We start from the raw sequence: 21,331 nt of genomic DNA on the forward strand, positions 1-21,331 counted from the left end.
CTTACTTCTAAAATTTCAGGAATAAAATGACGTAAGATCTTTACATTCCATGTTTGAGCACTGTTGAAGAGGGGCAATCGGTGTGGTTATTTTATCTATTGAAGTCAATATTTATTGTGGCATGGCTTCAACGCCTAAAACTTCAGGGATAAAATGACGTAAAAGGTTTTCAATACCATGTTTGAGAGTTGCCGTTGAAGAGGGACATCCAGCGCAGGAGCCCCGCATATTGAGATAAACAATACCATTTTCAAATCCGCGAAAAGTAATGTCTCCACCATCATTGGCAACCGCTGGGCGGATACGCGTTTCAAGCAGATCTTTAATGGTTAAGACAATATCAGCATCTTTTTCGTCATAAAATTCTTCGTTAAGGGCATGGGTTTGTGCTTGTGTTGTAGCGTTGGTGGTGATCACTGGCTCATTGGATAGAAAATGTTCCATGATTGTGCCTAAAATGACGGGCTTGAGATGTTGCCATTCCCCTTCTTTTTTGCTTACGGTGATAAAATCATAGCCTAAGAAAACACCATTGATATTGGGAATATTAAACAGTTTAGCCGCCAAAGGTGAGTTTTTAGCTGCTTCTTCAGGGTCACGAAATTCTAATACGCCCTCAGAAAGAACCACGCGTCCTGGCAAGAATTTAAGAGTTGCAGGGTTTGGGGTGGTTTCAGTTTGAATAAACATAGACTCTCCTTTTATAATGAAGGATTGGGAAGATCTTACATTGTAGAATATTATATTTTTTAGGCAATAGATCTAATATCTTCATCGGCAAGATTGCTAGGAATAACAATGACAGGGATTGAAAAAGCTGTTCCTTTATTCCCGATTAATTGAACAAGGGGTCCTGGTCCTTCTGTATGTCCACTGGCTGCTAAAACAATTAGTGCAATCCTTTTATCTTCGTCGATCAGTTTGGAAATCTCATCAATTTTTTTTCCTTCACGCACCACTATTTCTGTTTCAAGCGCATGGGTGGTGCGGACTTCACTGGCAATGTCTCCTAATATTTTATGAGCACTTTGCTTTGATTCTGTGCGCATAACGTTGTTTACACCCAGAAAATGTTGAAATTCTACACTATCAACGACACAAAGTAATACCAATGTTCTACTGGTGTTTTGGGCATGTTGTGCGGCAAACGCAACGGCACGCCGACACTCTGGTGTTTCATCGATAATGACTAAGTTTTTTTTCTTTGGTTCTTTTTTCGGATTTTTGGGTTTGGAAATCATGCACTTTCTCTATTTTGTACAAACGATTTTTTTGCTCTCTACAGTTTTTAGTTTTATTATTTTTATGTATCGTGCAAAAATCCAATAATTTCACGAATTTTTTTCATATTTTCTTCTGCGAGCATACTAGCACGTTTAGCGCCATCATGCAAAACAGAGTCGATATAATCACTTTCTTGATGAAGTCGACGTAATTCTTCTGTTATAGGGGCAAGCTTATGGACAACAAGGTCGGCTAGAGCTGTTTTAAAATGCGAAAATTGTTGACCAGAAAATTCTAAAAGAATCTTTTCTTTGCTAACTTTGGCAAAGGCAGCATAAATACCAAGCAGGTTGTCCACTTCTGGTCGTTCTTTTAAAGCGGTGAGGGTATCGGGAAGAGGAGCCGAATCCGTTTTGGCTTTGCGTATTTTTTTTGCGATAAGATCAGCATCATCGGTCAAATTAATGCGTGAAAAATCTGAAGGATCTGATTTTGACATTTTTTTCGTCCCATCGCGCAAAGACATAACGCGTGTGGCTGTTGTTCCAATAAGCGCCTCTGGGAGGGGAAAAAAGCCTTGTCTTTTTTCTTCATCTGTTTGCATAGAGATACCAAAATTTAATTCGGCAATACGCTGTGCATAGTCGTTGTTAAATTTTTGTGCAATATCGCGTGTGAGTTCAACATGCTGTTTTTGATCTTCGCCTACTGGAACATGCGTTGCACGATAGACTAAAATATCAGCGGCCATCAAAGTGGGATAGGCAAAAAGCCCTAGGGATACTTTTTCGCGATCTTTTCCTGCTTTATCTTTAAATTGTGTCATGCGTTGAAGCCAGCCAATACGGGCAACACAATTAAAAATCCAGGCGAGTTCAGCATGTTGAAAAACACGTGATTGGTTAAAAATAATGTGTTTTTGAGGATCAATACCGCAGGCTAAAAAGGCTGCTGTCACTGTTCTGGTGGATTCGCTTAAAGTAAGGGGATCTGGGTTAACTGTGAGCGCATGCATGTCCACAACACAATAGAGGCAGTGATGAGAGTTTTGCAGTTCAACCCAACGCTGAATGGCTCCAAGATAATTGCCAAGATGTAAATGACCACTCGGTTGTACGCCGGAAAAGACAAGTGGTGTGAAGGTATCCATAGGAGTGCTCTTTCTTCAATTAAGGTTATTCATTTTATTGTTTTTGACAAAGTATAGATATTATGAGCGTTTTTTCAAATTTTTAAGCGTGTGAAAAAAGGAACGGGTGTTGAATAAAAAATAGGCACTAAAATAGATCAAAAATATGCCAATCATGATCCCAGCTAAGGTGATCGCGCGCAAGAAAAATGATGCTTGTGAGGATAAAGGAAAAGACAAAAAACCAAACACATTCAATCCGTAATAGAGGGCTAGTGCACTCAAAAGAGTTGCCATCATGAGACATAATATTCGCTTTATCAGTTGGAAGTCGTATTTCCAATAACCGCGTTTGATAAGGACACTCCACAGCAACAGTGTGTTGGCCCATCCAGAGGTAATTTCAGCAATAACAATGCCTCGTGCAGATAGAATAGGAAATAATGTTAAGGCGAGACTGATATTGATGAAAACGCAAATACCTGTAAAAATCATCGGTGTTTTGGTATCTTCATGGGCAAAAAAATTAGGAATAAAGACCTTAATAAGAACAAAAGCTGGAAGTCCTAATCCATAAAGCTCCAGTAATTGTGCAACATGGTGTGTTGATTGACTGGTAAATTGTCCTCGCTCAAAGAGCAAACTGACAATGGGAGTGGAGAGCAGCAAAAAAGCGATGGATGCTGGAAGTGTTAACAACAATGTTAATTCAATAGAGCGATTTTGTAAATGGTGGGTTTCTTTATGCTTTTTGCTCCGCAAAGCGCGTGTTAATTCTGGTAAAAGAACGGTTGCAACGGCAATGGCGATTACGCCTAAAGGCAATTGGTAAAGACGATCAGCGTACATCAAAGAAGAGACAGCACCCGATTGACTAGAAGCAATGTTGGTATTAATGAGCAAATTGATTTGTGTGATGCCACCCGTAATGGCTGCTGGGAATGCTAAAGTTAATAGCTTGCGAACATTAGGACTTAAATGGGGCTGGCGGAAGGAAATTTTCATTCCACTTTGACGCAAAGCAAGGGCAATTAAGGTGAGTTGAAGAAGCCCTGCTGCTAATACACCCCAAGAGAGATTTAAGCCGATATGCCAAGCGTCAAGTTTATAGATCCAAGCATAGGCAAGCACACCAATCAGAATAATGTTTAAAAAGAGTGGGGCAATGGCGGCAATAAAATAGCGTCGCAGAGCATTAAGCATGCCCCCCATCATGGCAGCAAGCGACATGCAGGTTAAATAGGGAAACATGATTGCAGTAAAGTGAATGGTAGCGTTAAATTTTGTTGCATCTTCGGTAAAACCTGGGGCAATAATGGTTCGTACCAAAAAAGGCATACTCAGTTCCATCGCAATCGTTAACAGTAAGAGCAGCGAAAAGAGAACGCCAAAGACTTCTTCTGCAAATTTGCATGCCGTTTCGTGACCTTCTTCAGTGATTTTTTTTGCAAAAAGAGGAATGAAAGCAGCGTTAAAGGCACCTTCAGCAAAAAAACGACGAAATGTGTTGGGAAAACGAAAAGCAGCGTTAAAGGCATCAGAAACAGGACCTGTCCCTAGGGCTGCTGCCATAAGCATTTCGCGTACGAAGCCAAAAATACGGCTCATAAGGGTTCCGGAAGCAACTGTTGCAATTTTTTTAATCAATGTCATAAAGATATATCAACTTTGTTGTAAAAGAGAAGCGATGACAGGAGAAATAAACCGTTTTAAATCGTAAAAATCTGATCTCTATCCTAATCAAGGATACTTTTGGAAAGCGTTTTACGACGGTGTTTATCTCTCTGTCAACAATGGTGCTTGAAGACTTTTTTATGCTCCTTGTTTACTGTTGCATTAAAATTTTTATTGTTGCCATAAAATAATTAAAATTTCTTTTTCAAACTGAAATATGGGAGAAATATCATAACAGTTTTAAGAGACATATAAGCATATATAATGATAATTTCTCTTTATGTTTTGATGTCGTGAATAATGCAACCCAATACCTTACTGTTTTACGTGAGGGGCATGACCCTATTTAAAGAACGCAAATAAAATAAAAGCATGAAACAATGTGCAATTTCCATTATTTAAAAAACAGCGCTTTAGATGTTTTAAAAAGTCGTAAGGTTGAGCTAAAAGGGGATGGTAAAGCTGGTGATTGGTTTTCACTTTTATGGCTTTATGTTCTCTCCAAATTTGGCTGCCTTTTCGTTTTAGAGATTACATAAACAAAAGGATAGGAAGACGTGATCTTTCAACAGCATTTTGTCTGTTTTTAGCACGACAGGTAATGAAAGTGATTAATTATCATTTTCAAAAATGATTGATCCTTTTATTTTTCCTGTTCAGGTTTCTTTTCACAGTTGATGAGGATAACATCTGAGAAAATAAGATAAAATTGCTCTCTCATGGTTTCCATTCTCGTTGAGGTCGATTGATTTGCCGATGAAGGCAGGGGGGGTAAAGGCTATCATTTTCACCAGAGAGGGTAAAAAAGTTAAAGTTTATGAACCTTTTAGATATTCATTGCCATCGCTTTTGCGTGCTCTGTTTTGTGAGGTTGAATATTTTCTTGTCTTTTAGGACTCTGATTGACGTTTTCTGTCATTTTTTGCACTTTAATTGCTTCTTTATCGAGAGTGTTGGAACATTTTTTTTCATTATTTTTCTTTATAGATTGATACTGGTTTAGTGCTAAGCGCTCATCGAATTTATGGTTATAAAAATACATGGGTTGTATATGCTGTTCTATCTCTTTTATCTGCTTGATTATTTCCATAATCTCTTTTGCTTTAACGGTTGATGTACCAAGACTCTTCGCAAGTTTTTCAGGATTATTTTCCTTTATAGCTTCATGCTCGCTTGAGGATAAGCGCTCATTGATTTTTTTGATATAAGTCCTTATCTCCCCCCTTAATTCAGGAGAGTTTGATAAAGTTTCTTGCTGTTGTGCTTTTGACAAGGAAAAGAGATTTTTCATCCAAGCCTCAGGAATTTTTACCGACTGTTCACACCGCCTTTGTTTTACATGATGGGTATGGAGAATGTCTCTTTCTGTTTGTTTAAAAATATTGATATAACGATCAATGGCTCTACAGAGGGGCAAAATATTTGCTTCAGCATGGGCACGCGCGTTGTTTTTTATGCCAAATACATTGCTACCAGAAAGCTTAGAAATAGATTGGGGAGAGGTGGTAATTTGATAGGTGAGCTGTTCTCCTTCAGTATGATTTTCATGGATCATCTCAATTCTTTCCTGCAAAATATGACGATTGCCATAAATGATTTGGCACAAAGTTTCTATTTCTTTTCTTCTTGCTTGAATGGATGCGTTGTTTTTTATCCTTGTGGCAATTTCATTGTTGGTAAGGGGGGCTATTGTTTGTGCGGGGATAAGCACTTCTTGCTGGTTTTGAACTTTTGGTGCTGTAAAGGAGAGGGCGTCACCGATTTTTAATGTCTGTATTTGCTCTGGGGTGAGATCTTTTTTATTTCCCAAGATGAAAATCCCGTTGGCATCAAGCATGAAGCCATTGGGTCCACTGCCTCTGTAGAAGCCTTTATAGGTATGACCTTCTTTTGCTGTTATAATAAGATGATTATGAAGACTCTCAAATCCGATATGTTTCATATTGTCCATGAATTCTTTTAAAATAAGTATTTTTTCTGGATTTGAGATATCTTCAAGCAGATGCTTCATCTCTTCTTTATCGTTATGTTTTAGCGATGCAATGCTGGCAAGATTCATACGTTTTTCTGTTACAAGAGAAAAGTCGAGTGTGTGGCCAGCAACTTGCCCAAGTTTTTCAAAAAACGTCCGTTGCGTGCGTCCATTGCCTTCTCTGAAAGGATGTGTATAGTTGAGCTGTATCAACATTTCAGTGACATGTTCAATAAATGTTTCGCGGGTTAAGCCTTTTAAACTATTCGTTTCAGCAAGTATTTTATCTAAATTTTCTAGTCCCTCTTGTATCTGTTTTGCTGAGGCAAAAGAAATCCCAGCTTTTTTCATCATTGGCATATAAGCAACGGTACCATCTTCAAATGTAAATGGTTTTTCGCGTGTTTGTCCGGCCCATTCAAAAGTATTTTTAAATAGGGTGTGATGAATATATTGGAGATATGTGGAAGTTAGTTTTTGCGGTGGCGCTTCTTGGCGTAGATGAATGATTGCTTTTGTTGTATCATGGGCACATTGCACTTTTAATTTTTTATAGTCGTTTATTCCATATTTATTTTTTAAGGTGATACTATTAGGGCAAAAGAAATTACGGTACATTGTCTTATTTTCTTCGGTTTGAGGCGATGAGGATAATTTCTCCTGTAAGGTGAGAGGGACGGTGTCCGTTTTTTTTGTACCAGTGTCCCAGTATGCCATTGCTTTTTTTGGGGGCTGTTTCATTCTTTCTTGATGATCAGAGCGTTTTTCCTTTGTCATTTGGACAGATATTGGATTATTTGTCGCTGTATTGCTGGTCTGTAAAATGTTTTTTTGGAAATCTTTTTGCATTTGCCTCATAGAGGAAGCAGATTGAGCAATTGGTTTGGTCATTTGTTCTTGTTCTTGCAAATTTTCGGGCATAACTTCAATGCTGTCATGTAAAGCATGAGGGGCACTCCATGGTGAAAAATGGGCTTTTTCTTTTTTCTTTGTTTGAATGGATGCGTTGTCTTTGCTCTTTTCAGTTATTTCATCGTTTGTGAGAACGGCTCTTTTTTTTCTGGAAGCAATGTTTTTTTCTGGGTTTTGAGTTTTGGGCGCTGTAAAGGAGAGGGCGTCACCGATTTTTAATGTCTGTATTTGCTCTGGGGTGAGATCTTTTTTATTTCCTAAGATGAAAATCCCGTTGGCATCAAGCATGAAGCCATTGGGTCCACTGCCTCTGTAGGTACCATGATAGGTTTCTCCTTCTTTTGCGACGACAGTGAGATAATAATTTTTTTCATCCAATCCAAGCTTTCTCATAGAGTTGGTAAATTCTTGTAAAATGAGCAATTTTTCTGGATTTGAGATATCCTCAAGCAGATGCTTCATAGGCTCTGGATCGCCATGTTCCATGGCAGCGGCGCGGACAAAGTCTTTACGTTTTTTGCTCACAAGAGAAAAGTCTAGCTCATGTCCTGCTGCTTGAGCGAGTTTTTCAACAAACAGTCTCTTTGTGCGTCTATTGCCCTCTCTGAAAGGATGCAAGTGGTGCAAATCTATCATTATTCCAGCGGCTTGTTCAACGAATTCTTCGCGCGTTAAGCCTTGTAAATTATTCTTTTCAGAAAGCGTTTTATCTAACTTTTCTAGTCCCTTCTGTATTTTTCTGCCAATCGCAAAAGGTTTTGTAAATTCTTTTCTTTTCAAAATGGGCATAGAAGCAACAGTACCATCTTCAAATGTAAAAGGCTCTTCGCGTGTTTGTCCGGCCCATTCAAATGCACGGGAAAAGAGGCGTTGATGAAGATATTTTAGATAGGAGGAATTAAACTGCTCAGGTAGAGGTTCTTGACGCAGTTTTATCATTTCTTTCTTTACATCATCACAACATCGTTCTTTTAATATTTCTTGCTCTTTGATGCGGTATTTATTTTTAAGCACCTTGCTATTGGGATAAAAGAAATTCTGCGATGCTTTATTGATTTGCTTAGAAATGGCTGCACTAATTGCAGAGTGTTGTTCTTGCAATTTTTCCTGTGAGGAAGAGGCATAATGTTCTGTATTTTCTTTCATGCATATTTCCTTTCAAATGTTAACATTATTTTTTGAAAGCTTTTTTATATTTTTTGCCTTTTATTATTTTATGGTGTTTTCTTTAAAGAAGAATGCCTATTTGAATGATTGAAAAAATTGACCTTATTCGCATGGAGCAAAGTTAATCATGGAACAAAGTTAAAGTGTGTAATTTTTATGAAGTATTATCGTGAAATTTTATCAATGAATTCTGTAAAATAATGGGGTGTCTTATTCAAAGTTTTCTGTATTTTATACACCGTCTTTGATGCAATCTTGGCAAGATAATTGCACCAAAGTTTTGTATGAAAAGCCAACAATTGGGAGATTTATTACGACAAAGCTATAGCTTTTGATGCTTCGGCTCTGCGCTGTCGAATATGCGGCTGGTCTTCTTGTCTACAAGTTTCTGCAACTTCTTGATGCCGCTTTACTGTTGAGCGTTCAGGCAGCTTCGGGGGCTGCGATAAGCTTTGCTGCTTTTGTAATTTTTTATCGAGATCGGTAAGTGGTTGATGACGTTTTTGTTGTTCTTCCTGATGGTTTTGCACAATGGTTTCTCTTAACTGTTTTATTGTATCAGCATAGTCCTTAATGGCGGTACAAAGGGTAGGGATATTTTCTTCAGCGGCTTTGCGTGCTCCGTTTTTTATGCCAAGGGTTTTTCTACCAGCAAGTGGAGCAAAAAATGTAGAATCCTTTTCAATTTGAAATACAAGCTCTTCTCCCATCTCTGGAATTTTGTGCATATCTTCCATTCTATATTGTAAAATAAATGGATCATCATAAACAATTTGGCACCAATATTGGATCTCTCTTTGACCATATTGAACCGATGGATCTTGTTGAACTCTGCGGGCAATTTCCTGATTTGAGAGAGGCTTTATTTTCTTTTCTGAATTGAGCGAATTTTGTAAATGTTGATTTATTGGATCTTTCTCTTGTGCTTGTCGCTGATGTTGTTGTTCCGTGTGAGAACCTTGTGAAATATTTTCACTTTTTGTATATTTTGAAGTATACATATAACCGTTAATAGCAGCACATAGGGTAGGAAGAGTTTCTTCAGCTTGTTTGCGCGCGTTATTTTTTATGCCGAGAACTTTTCTACCAGCAAGCTTAGAAATAGACTTAGGCTGTTCTGTAATATCCCATAAGAGCTGTTCTCCCATATTGGGGTTTTCTTTGATTGCTTCTATTCTTTCTTCTAAAATAAGCCTGTTGCCATAAACCTTTTCGCACAAAAATCGTATTTCTTCTTGATATGCTACGAGTAACAGCTCTCTTTCCATTGTATTAATAGATGATTTTTGTCCGTGAGACGGTTTTGGTTGTTCAATTGCTGTGTGTGGAGAGGCAGGTTTTGGGACGATAGTATCGCTTTGTTTTCTGTTTCCCATACGGAGCGGTTTTCTTGAAGGAGGGACGGCATATGTTCCACTGTCTTGTGATGATGAACTGCTTTGCTGTCTGACTTTCATATGTGATGGTGTTTTGGGTCTAACACTTGGGTCGTATGTTTCAGGATTTTGGATTTTTGTACCGTTTTGCACTCTGTCTCTCATGCGTGGCGATGTTTGCGAAGTAGGCGTTGCATAGAGGTGTTCTCTCTCTTGAACCGTTGTTTTGTTTTGTTCTCTATCTTTTGCACGTGGTGGTCTTTGTGGAGCTGCTTTTGTGTGCGGAGAGGAGTTTTCTTGGATTTGTGAGCTGGGGATTTTTGTGCCGGTTTGTGCTTTTTCCCTCATGCGTGGGGGTGTTTGCGAAGTAGGCGTTGCATAGAGGTGTTCTCTCTCTTGAGCTGTTGTTTTGTTTTGTTCTCTATCTTTTGCACGTGGTGGTCTTTGTGGAGGCGTTTTTGTGTGCGGAGAGGAGCGTTCTTGGATTTGTGAGCTGGGTTGTAGATTTTCTTTTGTGCGTGGGGGTTTGGGCGGAGCTACTTTTGTTTGGAGAGGAGGTATCTCTTGGGTTTTGGTGCTGGGGATTTTAGCGCTGGAGGGCATTGTGCTGGTTTGAGTGTTTGCTCTCATGCGGGGGGGGGGCGGTGGCGCAACCTTTGGGTGGTGTGATAAATTTTCTGGGCGTTTTTCTACAGTTGGTTTTGGCAAATTTTGAGAAACTTGGGAAGGAGGGGTTCTGGTGGGGGATTGTTCAGCCGGTTGTTGAAATTTTTCCATCATTTCGGTGATAAAAGGGGAGGGATTTCTTTTTTTCATGCATGTTCCTTTCAAACTCTTCCAATATTGTTTTTAAATACTATTTAAAAACGTACGTTGGTTTTTATTCTGTTTTATGCTTTTTTACTCGGTCTTTACGAGAGCAGATATGAAACTGAATGGTTTCACAAGATGGGGCTTTCTTGGCGCAAACACCCCTGTTCTGTGTTGCGCCAAGATGTTAGATTTAATGTGAAAACTTATGTCCTGTTTAGCTGGCAAAAGCCATCGCTTTTGGGGCGATAGTTTTGCGAGGACGAATATCTGTTTCTCTTTGTTGCGTAGAGGTTGTTGCTTCTTCATGCGTTACTATTGAAGGCTCGGGGCGTTGAGCAGACTGTGAGACGCTTTGTTGTTGATGCAAGTTTTGCGATCTCTCAGAAGATGCTTCATTGTGTTCTTGTTTTGTCTGCTCGGTTTGTGAAATGCTCTCTCTTACTTGTGTTACAGCCGTTGCATAATTGTCAGTGGCGTCAATGAGGTGAGAAAGACCAGCTTCAGCATGCCTGCGTGCTTGATTTTTAAAGCCACAAAAGTTACGACCAGCGTACTTGTGAAAAGATTGAGGATTTCCGACAAGTTGCTGTGCGAGTGCTTCTATTGTTTCAGGGTTTTGGAAAAGTGTTTCCACTTGTGATTGCAAAATGTTTTTGTTGCCAAAAACAACACCGCACCAATATTGGATTTGGGCATGGTGTCTTTTGACTTTTGAATGTTGGTGAATTTGGGTAGAAATTTCTACTTCTGAAAGCGTTGCTTTTTCACGTTGATCTGGTTTTTGTAGAAGTTTAGCGACGGCTTCCTTCCCCATAAAGCGTTCATAGTTTTTGAGTTCTTGCTCTGGAGATTGTAAGAGGTTCTCTCTTGCCTGTTTTACAGCTTCTGTATAACAATCAATGGTGATACTGAGAGTGGAATAACTCTCTTCCGCTTGTCTACGCACTCGATTTTTAAAGCCCAACGCGCTGGTGCCGGAAAGTTTAGCAATACTTTCAGGATAGGCTGCCATGCGCCATGAGAGCTCTTCTCCTGCAGCGGGATTTATTTGAATTTCCTGTATTTTTTCTTGCAAAATGTTTGGGTTACCATAGGCACTTGCGGATAAACGTTGGATTTCTTCTTGATAGGTTCGAACCAATGAATGGTGTGGAAGCAATAGAATGATTTCTTCCTCTGAGAGAACTCTTGTTGTCCTTTGGGTAACTTGTGAAGGAACTGTTGAGTGTGTCGTTTCAGTTTTTTGCTGCCTTTTGGTAGAGCTGCCTCTTGTTAACGAAGCTGTTGGATTTGTTGATGCATGTACAGTTTCTTCGCTTAAAAGAGATTGTCTTTCCTCATCTTCTTCCGGTATGGATGACAGTCTTTTGCTTTTTGAAGGCGTTTCTTTAGGAAGGGGGGCTGCGCCTGAGACCTCTGCCGCTGCTTGTTCATAGAGCTTTATAAGTTCTTGTATTGAAGAGGATGGAAAAGGATGAGGGTGGTTTTTTTTCATGCATGTTTCCTTTCAAAAATTGTTTTAGAAAACCTCTTTGGTGCATTCTTGCCTTTTATGCTTGGATCGCTTTGAGACAAAAGAAATATCGAGCTGAATGAGCTTCCAAAGATCTGCGCTATTTGCAATCAGCTTAATGGACATTTGTGTCTTTTATACAGTTTTTTTGTGAAATATTATCAATAAGTTATCAATAGTCGTCGTGAATTACAGGCGCCATTTTTAGGGCTATTTTTTGTAACATTCTAAAACAACTCTTGGCGCAATCGCGATGAAACGATTTGCGCCAAGAAACTCACTGAAAAAAAAGATTAAATGAAAAACAAAAACTATCTGTTTTTATGTTTATGCCCCCTTACATGGCATAAGCCATTCCTTTTTCTCCATGTCTTTGTCGTTGAGGGCTGTGCTCTGGACTATTTTGTTCTTGTCCTCTTGTGTGATGATGATGATAACGATGATGGTGTCTCTCAACTTGCTGAGAATTTTCTTGACGGCGTCTTTGTTCCGCTAGAGGGGTTTGCGATAGTCTTGTTGCTGCGTCTTGTACAGCTTTCGTATAACCATCAACGGCATCAACGAGCGATCTAAAACCATCTTCAGCTGCTTTGCGTGTTTGATTTTTTAAGCCAAGTGTGGAGCGGCCAGCAAGTTTATGTATAGATTCAGGATTTTCAGCAAGTTGATTTGAAAGGTCTTTTCCTTTAGTGGGATCTGTAAGTATTCCTTGCAAGTGCTGCTGGAAAATCGTATCATCGCCATAAACAATTTTACTCCAGTGTATGACTTCTTCTGCATGTGCTTGGACGTGTGGATTTTTTAAAAGCATGACACTTATTTGATCAGCTGTGAGGGAAGATGAAGGCTTTCCTCTTTGGTGCGGAGCAACCGTTGTATAGTCGGTTTCAGGATCTTCTGTCCTTTGATGTTTACCTCTTGAAGAAGGGGTAACGCTGCTCACTGATGCGTATGTAACTTCCTCTTCGCGTCTTGGGGGAGCAACCTTTGTGTAATCGGTTTCAGAACTTTCTCTTCCCCGATCAGGATGTCTCCCTCTTGAAGGAGAAACACTGCTAACAGTTGCGTATAGAACGTCTTCTTCTGGTTTTGGTCCGCGCTGGTTTCCTCTGTTTGGTTTATTAACTGTTGCATAGAGGGCTTCTGGATTTGCAGAAGGATGTGGATGATGTTTTTTCATACATATTTCCTTTCAATATTTTTAGAAAACCTCTTTGGTGCATTCCCCACTTTTAGTTTTGATAACTTTTATATAAAGGAAGATATCCAACCGAATGACCGCCAAAGATTCTGCGCTATTCAATATTGATATGTAATGAACATTTATGTCTTTTATACAGTTTTTTTATGAAATTTTATCAATAAGTTACAATAAATTACAGGATCCACTTTTAGAACTATTTTTTGTAACATTCTAAAACAACTCTTGGCGCAATCACGATAAAATGATTTGCGCCAAGAAACTCACTGAAAAAAATTACATGAAAAACAAAAACTATCTGTTTTTACGTTTATGTCCACTTACATGGCAAAAGCCATTCCTTTTTCTCCATGTCTTTGTCTTTGTGGGCTGTGCTCTGGACTATTTTGTTCTTGTCCTCTTGCATGACGATGATGATGGTGGTGTCTGTGTTCTGCTTCTCTTTCTGGACTTTCTTGTCTTTGACCTCTTTCTCTTTCATGCTCCCGTGTAAACTGTTTATGGAGCTTTTGTGCCGTATGTATATGCCTCTCAAGAGCTGAGCAAAGGGGAGAAAAACTCTCTTCAGCTTCTCTGCGGCTTGGAGACTTTACACCAAGTATTTTGTGACCTGCAAGCTTACCAGCGCTTTCAGGATTTTCTGCAAGGCCCCATAAGATTTGCTCTGCATTTTGAGGATCGTCAAGAATTTTAGCAAGGTGGTCATTCAAAGCATGTTCGTTACCATAAACAACTCTGCACCACTCTTGCGTTTCTCTCACACCATATTGAAAGTCTACGTTTTTTAAAAGCCTTGTTGTAACCACATCTTTTTGGGTTCTGGGAGGAGAGATTCTGCCTCCTCCAACGCCTTGATAGATGGGATTTTCTAGTTGTTCAGACTCTTGCCCGCCTTCAGCCCCCATGCCAACCGTTGTATAGACAGATTCGAGTGGTCTTTGGGGAGAGAGCTCACCACGTTCACCAAACTCAAGCTCTGCATAGAGATGTTCCGGTTCTTGGCGGTGTCCTCCACCCTGTGCTCCTCCACCAATTGTGTCATAGGGTGTTTGCCAACCTTGCGCTTCCAAGTCCGTTATTTTATAGGGGTCTACGAGTCTGTTGGTGCGTCGCCCATCACTTGGTCTTCCACCAAGTCTGTCATAGGGATTTCCTAGTGGCTGTTGGGGAGCATAGATCGTTTCTGCTGGTTGTTGAAGTGTGTATTGTTGTTGGTTGCGCTGTTCTTTGGGTGGTTTATTAACCTTTGCGTAGAGGTCTTCTACATTAGGAGATCCTAGGTTTTGTTGGTCAAGTGGCTTTTTGGGAGCAAAGACCGTTTCTGGTGGTTGTTGAAGTGTATAGTGTTGTGGGTTGCGCTGTTCTTTGGGTGGTTTATTAACCTTGGCGTAGAGGGGGTCTTGGCTCTGGGGTTGTGGGTTCTGGGGGGCTGGTTGTGGGTGACTTTTTTTCATGGCTGTTTCCTTTCAATATTTTTAGAAAACCTCTTTGGCGCATTCCCCATTTTTTGATAACAACTTTAGGATAAGGTAAGATATCAAATTAAATGACCTCCAAAGATTTCGCGCTATTCATATTGATATATAGTGGACATTTATGTCTTTTATACAGTTTTTTTATGAAATATTATCAATAAGTTACATCAAATTACAGGATTCATTTTTAGGACTATTTTTTGTACCATTTTAAAACAATTGGTGAGCGTAATGGAGATAAAATGATTTGCGTTAAGAGTTAGTTGGAAGGTAAAAGTTCACGCTTTTTAGCCGGTAAGAGCAAGCGATGAAGAGCGACTAACTTTCAAGCTGCGGGCTTGACATTGTGCTTCTTGGGTGTTCTTTACAGTATTCGCAATTTCTTTTGCTTTGCTTTCCGATGTCCCAAGGAGGCACGCTAGTCTGGTATGATCTTTTTCTTGTATGGCTTTACGCTCTTCTGAGGATAGACGATTGTGTAGTTGGCGCGAAAAGTGATGGAGTTCTTGTCGTAGTGTTGGAGAATGCAATAAAGCTTCCTTTTGTTGTTCTCTTGGTAAGGTAAAAAGGTTTTGTAAATTTTTTCCAGGTGTTTCGACAGTGTGACTCAGTCGATTTTGTTCTCTTTGATGTTGCTCTAAAATTTCTTCTTTTGTTTGTTGTGTTATTGTGGCATAATTTTTAAGGGCTTGGCTGAGTTGTGGAGCAGTTTGTTCCGCCAGTCTGCGATTTGGGCTTTTCATGTCAAGTATTTTTCTCCCTGCAAGTTTAGAAATTGATTGAGGGTTTTGTAAAATTTCATCAGCAAATTGATTTCCTAAGCTTGGATCAGCCGTTAAGATATCTATTTTTGTATTTAAGGCGTGGATTTTACCATAAACGAGTTTTGATAAATTTTTGATTTCTTTTCGGCATGCTTCAACATAAGCGTCATTTGAAATCTTTGTGAATAACTCTTCATGGGTGAGAGATTCTAATGTTTCTTTTGGGATCAATATTTCTTTTACATTTTGAACGTTGTTTTTTTGAAAGCAGAGGCGAGTACCGTTTTGTAATGTTTTGACGAGTTCTGGGGGGAGATCATCTTTGTGGCCGACGACGAAAGCACCCTCTACTTCCATGACAAAACCTTCTGCTGAAAAACCTCTAAAGACGCCTTCGTAGGTTACATCTTCTTTTGTTGCAACAACAACACGATTGTTAATTTCATCCAGTCCCGCGTTTCTCATTTGGGAGATGAATTCTTTTAAAACAAGGGATTTTTGCGGATGTGTGATATCTTCAAAAAGATCTTTCATCGGTTGGGGATTGCCATATTGCACGGCTTCAATACAAGCTGCTGTCATGCGTCCTTTTGTGATGAAAGAAAAGTCAATGGTATGTCCTGCGGCTTGTCCAAGTTTTTCCATAAACATTCGATTGACGCGCCCATTCCCTTTTCTAAAAGGATGTGCGTGCTCGAGCGCCATAAAAACTTCTGCGGCATTTTCAGCAAATTCTTGGCGCGATAAACCTTTTAAATTGTTCTTCTCATTAAGTGTTTTTTCGAGTTGTTTTAGTTGTTTTTGAATCTGCGGTCCGATAGCAAAAGGAACTTCATAACCTTTGGGACGCATCGCCGGCATATGGGCAGTGGTGCCGTCTTCAAATGTAAAGGATGTATCGCGGGTTTTTCCAGCCCATTCAAAAGTTTTGTGGAAGAGGCTCCAGTGGATTAGTTTTAGATAGGAAGCATCAAATTTTTGTGGAAGTGGTTCGTGGCGAAAATTGACGGCTTCTCTGGCGGTATCATGAGCACAGCGTTCATACAGTTTTTTGGGGTCTTTTATGCCATATTTATTTTTGAGTGTTGGGGTACCTTTATATAGATAATTTTGCTCTAACATATAATCTCTCCTAAGTAGGTAGGGTGGTGGTTGATGAGCGTCTTAAACGCTGCATGTGAAAAATTCCCCTTCGCGTATTCTTTTGAGATTTTGGTTGTTATGAGAGAAAGCACTTTTCCCTCTAGTGTATAGATAGTTGTAGCAATCGTTTTGTGATACTTTTGAAAGGTTTTTGGTGTAAGAGATGCAAAATGTTCTGTTATGATTGTTTTCATGCCTATTTTCTTTTTTCATTTATTTTTGAAAAGTTTTTCTGATGGTTCCTTTGTTTATTACCTTGTGCTGTAAAATACTGGTATTGAGGGCCTTGATATGAATCCCATGAGTAGTTAGAAAATGAATTTTCTACAAATTGACTTTGGGTAAAATCTTCGTTCTTTGAGGTGTAAGGAAGAGGTCAAAAAGAAAAATGTTGCTTAAAATTGTTGTTTTTTTCCTTTAACAAAGTTGTTTGCAAGAGCGCTTTGATGAGGGGCGTGGATATGGCGGGTGCGATCGCTCTTGGTTAGCGGATGGTGCTGGTACTTTTCATACACAGTACTCAGATTGGTGAATCTATGGGTAAAAGCAGTTATCAAGAATTTTTCTCCATTATGTTTTTCTTACTGCTCCATATGAATATCTTGCCATACGAACATCTTGTTTGTGTATTTTTGCAACAAAATGTTTTTTATTTTGTATTGTTGCTCTTATTGTATTGCGCTGCTCTAAGATCCATAAGAGAGAAAACTCTTTCTTTGGTTGGGAGAAAAGCCTTTTTCAGCGCTTTATCACTAAAATAGAACACTTTATGATATCGTAAAGGGGGAAAAGCTTGTATAAGAATGATTTATTCATTTTGATGTATATCTTAAATGTTTTTTGGGAAAAAATCGATGTTCTTGAGTGTGGGTGTTTTGAGAGTTCTTGTCTCAAAGATCAATCTTTTGTTTTTCTTAAGTCTTGATATTGGGGATTAGCGTTGTGAAATGTTTTTGGTTGTTTGTAGGGGATAAATTATACACAAAAAGCTTTGTAGGAATGTATTTGCAGACTTTCCCAAGTGGAGATGTTGGTTTAGTTATAGGTGATTTGAGGGGGTGGTATTTTTATAAAGATGATGGGCGCTGGTAAAACGATACACAAAATACAAAAAGGAAAAAACACGGATTTTTTTATCATGTTTTCCTTATATGTGTGAGGAAGCGTTCAAAAACTTTTTGTTAACGGGTTTTTAAAAAATAGAAATCTATGTTGTTTTTGTGGTTGTTCTTTTCATAGTCAAGATCTCATAATAGGAGGTTAGTTTTTCTTTTGTGGGGCAAAGCGGTTTTTTGCAGCTGCGGCTAACATTTCTTTTCTTCTGAAATAAATGGCGCGACCACATCGCAAAGGGGGGTGTCCTTGCATAAGAATAATTTGTTCATCTTGACGCATTTCTTGAATAACTTCATGGGGTAAAATCAGGGCTCTTTGTTGGTAATTGACGTTGTATGAACTCTTTCCTAAGGATAAGCCTCTTGATTTGCTTGTTCCGGTGACTTCAACGGTCATTTGGCCACAGCGTTCTGAAATGTCTTTGGCTGTTTGGAGGTCTTTAATGGCAGCATAGCTGACAAAAGAGCAGCTTTCAAACCATGAGCGTGCTCCGGCTTCTCCAAAGTGATTGACCAACTGACCAGAGGATTGATAAAAAAGCATTAAGGATGTACCGTATTTACGTCCACGATCGCGTGCTTCTTCTAAAATATTCATATAGCCTAGAAGATCAACTTCATCTAAGACAAATAAAACACGCTTTTTATAGTTACCGTCTGCTGTAACCATGGCATTGAGAAAGGCGCCAATAATCACACGTCCAATAGCTGGATAACTGTTTAAAATGCTTGCGGGGAGATTGAGAAAAACATCTGTATTGCCATTTGCAATATCTGAGGAAAAAAAATCATCTCCGCAGACAAGATCTGCGTAATTGGACAAAGAAAGCCATTGGGTGTCTTTTGAGGCGGTTGTATAGACTCCTGAAAAGGTTTGTTCTGCCATTTCTGTAAAAATACCAACCATTTCACGAATAAAAGGAGAAGGTGTTGTTTCTTGAATCATGCGTAATTGATTAACAACAGCTGTTTCTGATTGAGAGAGAATGCCACGCAATGTTTTTAAATTGCGTTCGCTGTCTTCATATTCATCAGAAAATACAACGTGAGCAAGAAGAGCTGTTAATAAATTATGGGCTTGTGTCGAGAAATATTCTGCTGAAGAATTGTCTGATTTTTTATCTGTAAGGAGCAACTTGGAAAAGCTTACAATATTCGCTTCGCGTTGTGTGCGTGGTACGCTGTCGTCTAAAAGCCAATCGATGACATTAAAATTTTTTGTTAAAAATGAATTGGGATCGAGAACAATGACATTTCTATTCCCCATCTTTTGACGCGCAAATTTGACCATTGGGGCAACTTCTGTTGAAGGATCAAGACAAACAATAGACCCTGGATAGGTTAAACACGTAGGAACTACTGTACTTGTGGTTTTATAGCCACCAGAACCAGCAAAAAAGATCATATGAGTTGAACCAAAATCAAGATTAAAGGTTAGCAAAGGGGCTGTTCCCCCCTTTCCCCATGTTGTTTTATTGCCAGGCGCAAAGGGAATTTTGCACACATTATCTTGATCAACACGGTATCTTTCACCCACAACAATTTGCCCATTGGCAGGAAAGATTTTTGCTGCCTCTCTTAAATTCATCCAAGAGGCCTCACCAAAAACACCTTTTTTTGCACGCTTGACCTTATTTTTAGGTGGAGAGGTTGTTATGAATTGAATGATGGAAAGAAAACCACCAATGATGATGCCAAAGACAACCATGGGGTCCATGAATTGAAGCGCATAGCTCCACGTTATTCCTTGTTGGCCAACATAGGGACTTAAACGTTTTATTTCACCACCAATATAGTAAAGAGCAGTTGTTCCAAAAAAAACAACGGAGACAAAAGTGATTATTTTACGTAAGTGCAGTTTTTGCGACAGACTATACAACAATGAAACAGCAGCCGTTAGTGCTAAGACTAATAAAGGCTCAGAACGAAGAGTCCAATAAATTTGATCGCTCTTTAGTCCATTTGTTATTAACAGTAAAAAATGAGGGACAAGGAATATCGTTAAAGCACCTAAAGCGATTGGTGTTAAAATAAGTACCATTTGTGTTTTGGTATATTTCATTGTATTTTACTCTCAATTCTATCAGAATATGTTGCGAAATGCTCTTTTTCAGGTACGTGATATTAACTCTCATCTCTTTTTGCAAAGGTGCAGATAACGCCAAACAGTTTTCGTTTATGAGCCTTTCTCATCAAGGAGGAAGGTTTTATCCATTCTTAGCAGGCCATAGCGAATGCTTTGGAATGGCGCATTGTGCATATTTGTGCTTGCTGATGTACTTCTTTGGTTTGCTTAATAATTTGTGTAATTTGTTTGGCTTTATTTTCTGATACACCAATGCTTTGAGCCAGTGTTTCATAATCATTATTTTGAACTGCTTTATGTTCATTTGGTGAAAGACGGGTGTTGATCTTTTTTACAAAGTTGCTAAGCTCTTTTTGACATAAAGGATTTTTTGCTAAAGCTTCCTGCTGTAATTCTTTTGGCAAGGCGAAGAGATCTTGCAAGCTTTGACTTGGCATTTCTATTGTTTTTGCAAGGCGACTTTGTTCTGTTGCATGTTCTTGCGTGATTTCCTTTTCAGCATATTTTACAGCATACGCGAAATTTGCAACGGCAGTACAGAGCATACCAATATGATTTTTAGCGTTTGCACGTGCCTGATTTTGTAGTCCACATAAACTGAAACCTGCAAGACGAGAAACAGAGCTCGGTGCCCTTTCAATCTTGTTGGCGAGCTGTTGGCCTAAGCTTGGATTTTTGATGATTTCTACCATCTGTTTGTCTAATGTTTTTGTATTACCATAAACAATTTTTGACAGTTTCTGGACCTGTTTTAGGCTTACGTGGACACAGGCATCTTCTGCAACCATTTGGGCCGTTTCATTTTTTGTCAAAGGGGCTAATTTCTCTTCTGGAATGAGAATGCTTTCAAGCTCTTTTGTTTCGGGAACGGTAAAGGTAAATTTATCACCGGGTTTTAATGTTTTGAGTTGTTCTGGTGTGAGATGTTCTTTATTGCCGATAATGTAAGCTCCTTTTACATTGCAGGCAAAGCTGTTAAGACCAGCACCTCTATAGGTGCCCGTGTAGGTTTCACCTTCCTTTGTGACCATAACAGGGCGATCATTCACACTACGCCCAAGTTCTTTCGTGTTGCTCATGAATTCCTTTAAAAGAGGTATTTTATTGGGATTAGAGATATCGTCAAACAGATGTTGCATTGGTTCTAGATTGTCATTTTGTATTGCTGCAACACTAGCAACCAACATGCGTTCTTTTGTAACCAGTGAAAAATCAAGCTGATGCCCTGCGGCTTTGGCAAGATTTTCAAAAAAGATCCGTTGTGTACGTCCGTTGCCTTCTCTAAAGGGGTGTGTATAGTTGAGAGAGGCAAATATTTTGGCTGCTTCATAAGCAAATTCTTTGCATGATAAATCCTGCAAATTATTTTTTTCGGCAAGCGTTTGATCTAATTTTTGTAAACCTTCTTGTAATTCGCTACCGACTGCAAAATTTGTTATTTTTTTCATTACTGGAGCGACGGCAGTAGTACCATCTTCAAATGTAAAGGGAACATTGCGGGTTTGTCCAGCCCATTCAAAGGTATTTTCAAATAGACATTGATGAATAAGGCATAGATAGGAGCTATCAAACTTTTCTGGTAAGGGGGCTTCACGCAGATTAACCATCGCTTTTGCTGAATCATGCGCACATCTTGCCGTAAAAGCGTCAAGGTTTGTTATTCCATATTTATTTTTTAATGTTTTGCTTTTAGGATACATATAATGTTCAGGGGAAGGCACTGTGGATGTCACATCTGTTTTTTTTAATTTTTCTTTTGGCATTGTA

General features: G+C 39.1%; 13 protein-coding genes. 1 reads left to right on the forward strand and 12 read right to left on the reverse strand.

Annotated features, from left to right (window positions below):
- Nucleotides 1-111: 111 nt before the first annotated feature.
- The 4 genes from PVV63_RS05020 to murJ all read right to left on the reverse strand — a co-directional run bounded on the left by PVV63_RS05020 (nucleotide 112) and on the right by murJ (nucleotide 4,006).
- Nucleotides 112-690, reverse strand: coding sequence for a NifU family protein (locus PVV63_RS05020; protein ID WP_273790941.1), 579 nt, complete (start codon nucleotides 688-690; stop codon nucleotides 112-114).
- A 59-nt stretch (nucleotides 691-749) separates the two neighbouring features.
- Complete coding sequence (locus PVV63_RS05025; RefSeq protein ID WP_273790942.1) at nucleotides 750-1,241, reverse strand: universal stress protein; 492 nt, start codon at nucleotides 1,239-1,241, stop codon at nucleotides 750-752.
- Between the two features lie 62 nt (nucleotides 1,242-1,303).
- The gene (trpS, locus tag PVV63_RS05030; protein ID WP_273790943.1) at nucleotides 1,304-2,374 is read right to left on the reverse strand and encodes a tryptophan--tRNA ligase; all 1,071 of its coding nucleotides are present in this window, start codon (nucleotides 2,372-2,374) and stop codon (nucleotides 1,304-1,306) included.
- Nucleotides 2,375-2,434: 60 nt separating this feature from the next.
- Nucleotides 2,435-4,006: a murein biosynthesis integral membrane protein MurJ gene (gene murJ / locus PVV63_RS05035; RefSeq protein ID WP_273790944.1), complete on the reverse strand. Its 1,572-nt coding sequence runs from the start codon at nucleotides 4,004-4,006 to the stop codon at nucleotides 2,435-2,437.
- 401 nt (nucleotides 4,007-4,407) lie between these two features.
- Here murJ and PVV63_RS05040 point away from each other — a divergent pair, with 401 nt between their 5' ends.
- Nucleotides 4,408-4,566 (forward strand): hypothetical protein, encoded by a 159-nt coding sequence (locus PVV63_RS05040; RefSeq protein WP_273790945.1) that lies wholly within the window; start codon nucleotides 4,408-4,410, stop codon nucleotides 4,564-4,566.
- Between the two features lie 287 nt (nucleotides 4,567-4,853).
- Here PVV63_RS05040 and PVV63_RS05045 read toward each other — a convergent pair whose 3' ends face one another.
- The 8 genes from PVV63_RS05045 to PVV63_RS05080 all read right to left on the reverse strand — a co-directional run bounded on the left by PVV63_RS05045 (nucleotide 4,854) and on the right by PVV63_RS05080 (nucleotide 21,327).
- Nucleotides 4,854-8,057 (reverse strand): BID domain-containing T4SS effector, encoded by a 3,204-nt coding sequence (locus PVV63_RS05045; RefSeq protein WP_273790946.1) that lies wholly within the window; start codon nucleotides 8,055-8,057, stop codon nucleotides 4,854-4,856.
- Nucleotides 8,058-8,389: 332 nt separating this feature from the next.
- Nucleotides 8,390-10,270: a BID domain-containing T4SS effector gene (locus PVV63_RS05050; protein ID WP_273790947.1), complete on the reverse strand. Its 1,881-nt coding sequence runs from the start codon at nucleotides 10,268-10,270 to the stop codon at nucleotides 8,390-8,392.
- A gap of 211 nt (nucleotides 10,271-10,481) precedes the next feature.
- Nucleotides 10,482-11,762: a BID domain-containing T4SS effector gene (locus PVV63_RS05055; RefSeq protein ID WP_273790948.1), complete on the reverse strand. Its 1,281-nt coding sequence runs from the start codon at nucleotides 11,760-11,762 to the stop codon at nucleotides 10,482-10,484.
- Nucleotides 11,763-12,117: 355 nt separating this feature from the next.
- Nucleotides 12,118-12,960 carry a BID domain-containing T4SS effector gene (locus PVV63_RS05060; protein ID WP_273790949.1) on the reverse strand — a complete coding sequence of 281 codons (843 nt, stop codon included), beginning with the start codon at nucleotides 12,958-12,960 and terminating at the stop codon, nucleotides 12,118-12,120.
- Nucleotides 12,961-13,301: 341 nt separating this feature from the next.
- On the reverse strand, nucleotides 13,302-14,435 hold the full coding sequence (locus PVV63_RS05065) for a BID domain-containing T4SS effector (protein ID WP_273790950.1): 1,134 nt from the start codon (nucleotides 14,433-14,435) through the stop codon (nucleotides 13,302-13,304).
- 308 nt (nucleotides 14,436-14,743) lie between these two features.
- A complete protein-coding gene (locus PVV63_RS05070; protein ID WP_273790951.1) occupies nucleotides 14,744-16,342 on the reverse strand; it encodes a BID domain-containing T4SS effector in 1,599 nt (532 codons plus the stop codon).
- Nucleotides 16,343-17,623: 1,281 nt separating this feature from the next.
- Nucleotides 17,624-19,540 carry a Ti-type conjugative transfer system protein TraG gene (gene traG, locus PVV63_RS05075; RefSeq protein ID WP_273790952.1) on the reverse strand — a complete coding sequence of 639 codons (1,917 nt, stop codon included), beginning with the start codon at nucleotides 19,538-19,540 and terminating at the stop codon, nucleotides 17,624-17,626.
- A gap of 155 nt (nucleotides 19,541-19,695) precedes the next feature.
- On the reverse strand, nucleotides 19,696-21,327 hold the full coding sequence (locus PVV63_RS05080; RefSeq protein WP_273790953.1) for a BID domain-containing T4SS effector: 1,632 nt from the start codon (nucleotides 21,325-21,327) through the stop codon (nucleotides 19,696-19,698).
- Nucleotides 21,328-21,331: the final 4 nt, after the last annotated feature.

This window comes from Bartonella sp. CM31XJBT (assembly GCF_028618555.1).
Lineage (GTDB): Bacteria > Pseudomonadota > Alphaproteobacteria > Rhizobiales > Rhizobiaceae > Bartonella.

What these genes read in the sequence shown, in the direction of transcription:
- PVV63_RS05020 (WP_273790941.1), bottom strand. Translation starts at nt 690, where the DNA reads ATGTTTATTCAAACTGAAACCACCCCAAACCCTGCAACTCTTAAATTC.
- PVV63_RS05025 (WP_273790942.1), bottom strand. Translation starts at nt 1,241, where the DNA reads ATGATTTCCAAACCCAAAAATCCGAAAAAAGAACCAAAGAAAAAAAAC.
- trpS (WP_273790943.1), bottom strand. Translation starts at nt 2,374, where the DNA reads ATGGATACCTTCACACCACTTGTCTTTTCCGGCGTACAACCGAGTGGT.
- murJ (WP_273790944.1), bottom strand. Translation starts at nt 4,006, where the DNA reads ATGACATTGATTAAAAAAATTGCAACAGTTGCTTCCGGAACCCTTATG.
- PVV63_RS05040 (WP_273790945.1), top strand. Translation starts at nt 4,408, where the DNA reads ATGTGCAATTTCCATTATTTAAAAAACAGCGCTTTAGATGTTTTAAAA.
- PVV63_RS05045 (WP_273790946.1), bottom strand. Translation starts at nt 8,057, where the DNA reads ATGAAAGAAAATACAGAACATTATGCCTCTTCCTCACAGGAAAAATTG.
- PVV63_RS05050 (WP_273790947.1), bottom strand. Translation starts at nt 10,270, where the DNA reads ATGAAAAAAAGAAATCCCTCCCCTTTTATCACCGAAATGATGGAAAAA.
- PVV63_RS05055 (WP_273790948.1), bottom strand. Translation starts at nt 11,762, where the DNA reads ATGAAAAAAAACCACCCTCATCCTTTTCCATCCTCTTCAATACAAGAA.
- PVV63_RS05060 (WP_273790949.1), bottom strand. Translation starts at nt 12,960, where the DNA reads ATGAAAAAACATCATCCACATCCTTCTGCAAATCCAGAAGCCCTCTAT.
- PVV63_RS05065 (WP_273790950.1), bottom strand. Translation starts at nt 14,435, where the DNA reads ATGAAAAAAAGTCACCCACAACCAGCCCCCCAGAACCCACAACCCCAG.
- PVV63_RS05070 (WP_273790951.1), bottom strand. Translation starts at nt 16,342, where the DNA reads ATGTTAGAGCAAAATTATCTATATAAAGGTACCCCAACACTCAAAAAT.
- traG (WP_273790952.1), bottom strand. Translation starts at nt 19,540, where the DNA reads ATGAAATATACCAAAACACAAATGGTACTTATTTTAACACCAATCGCT.
- PVV63_RS05080 (WP_273790953.1), bottom strand. Translation starts at nt 21,327, where the DNA reads ATGCCAAAAGAAAAATTAAAAAAAACAGATGTGACATCCACAGTGCCT.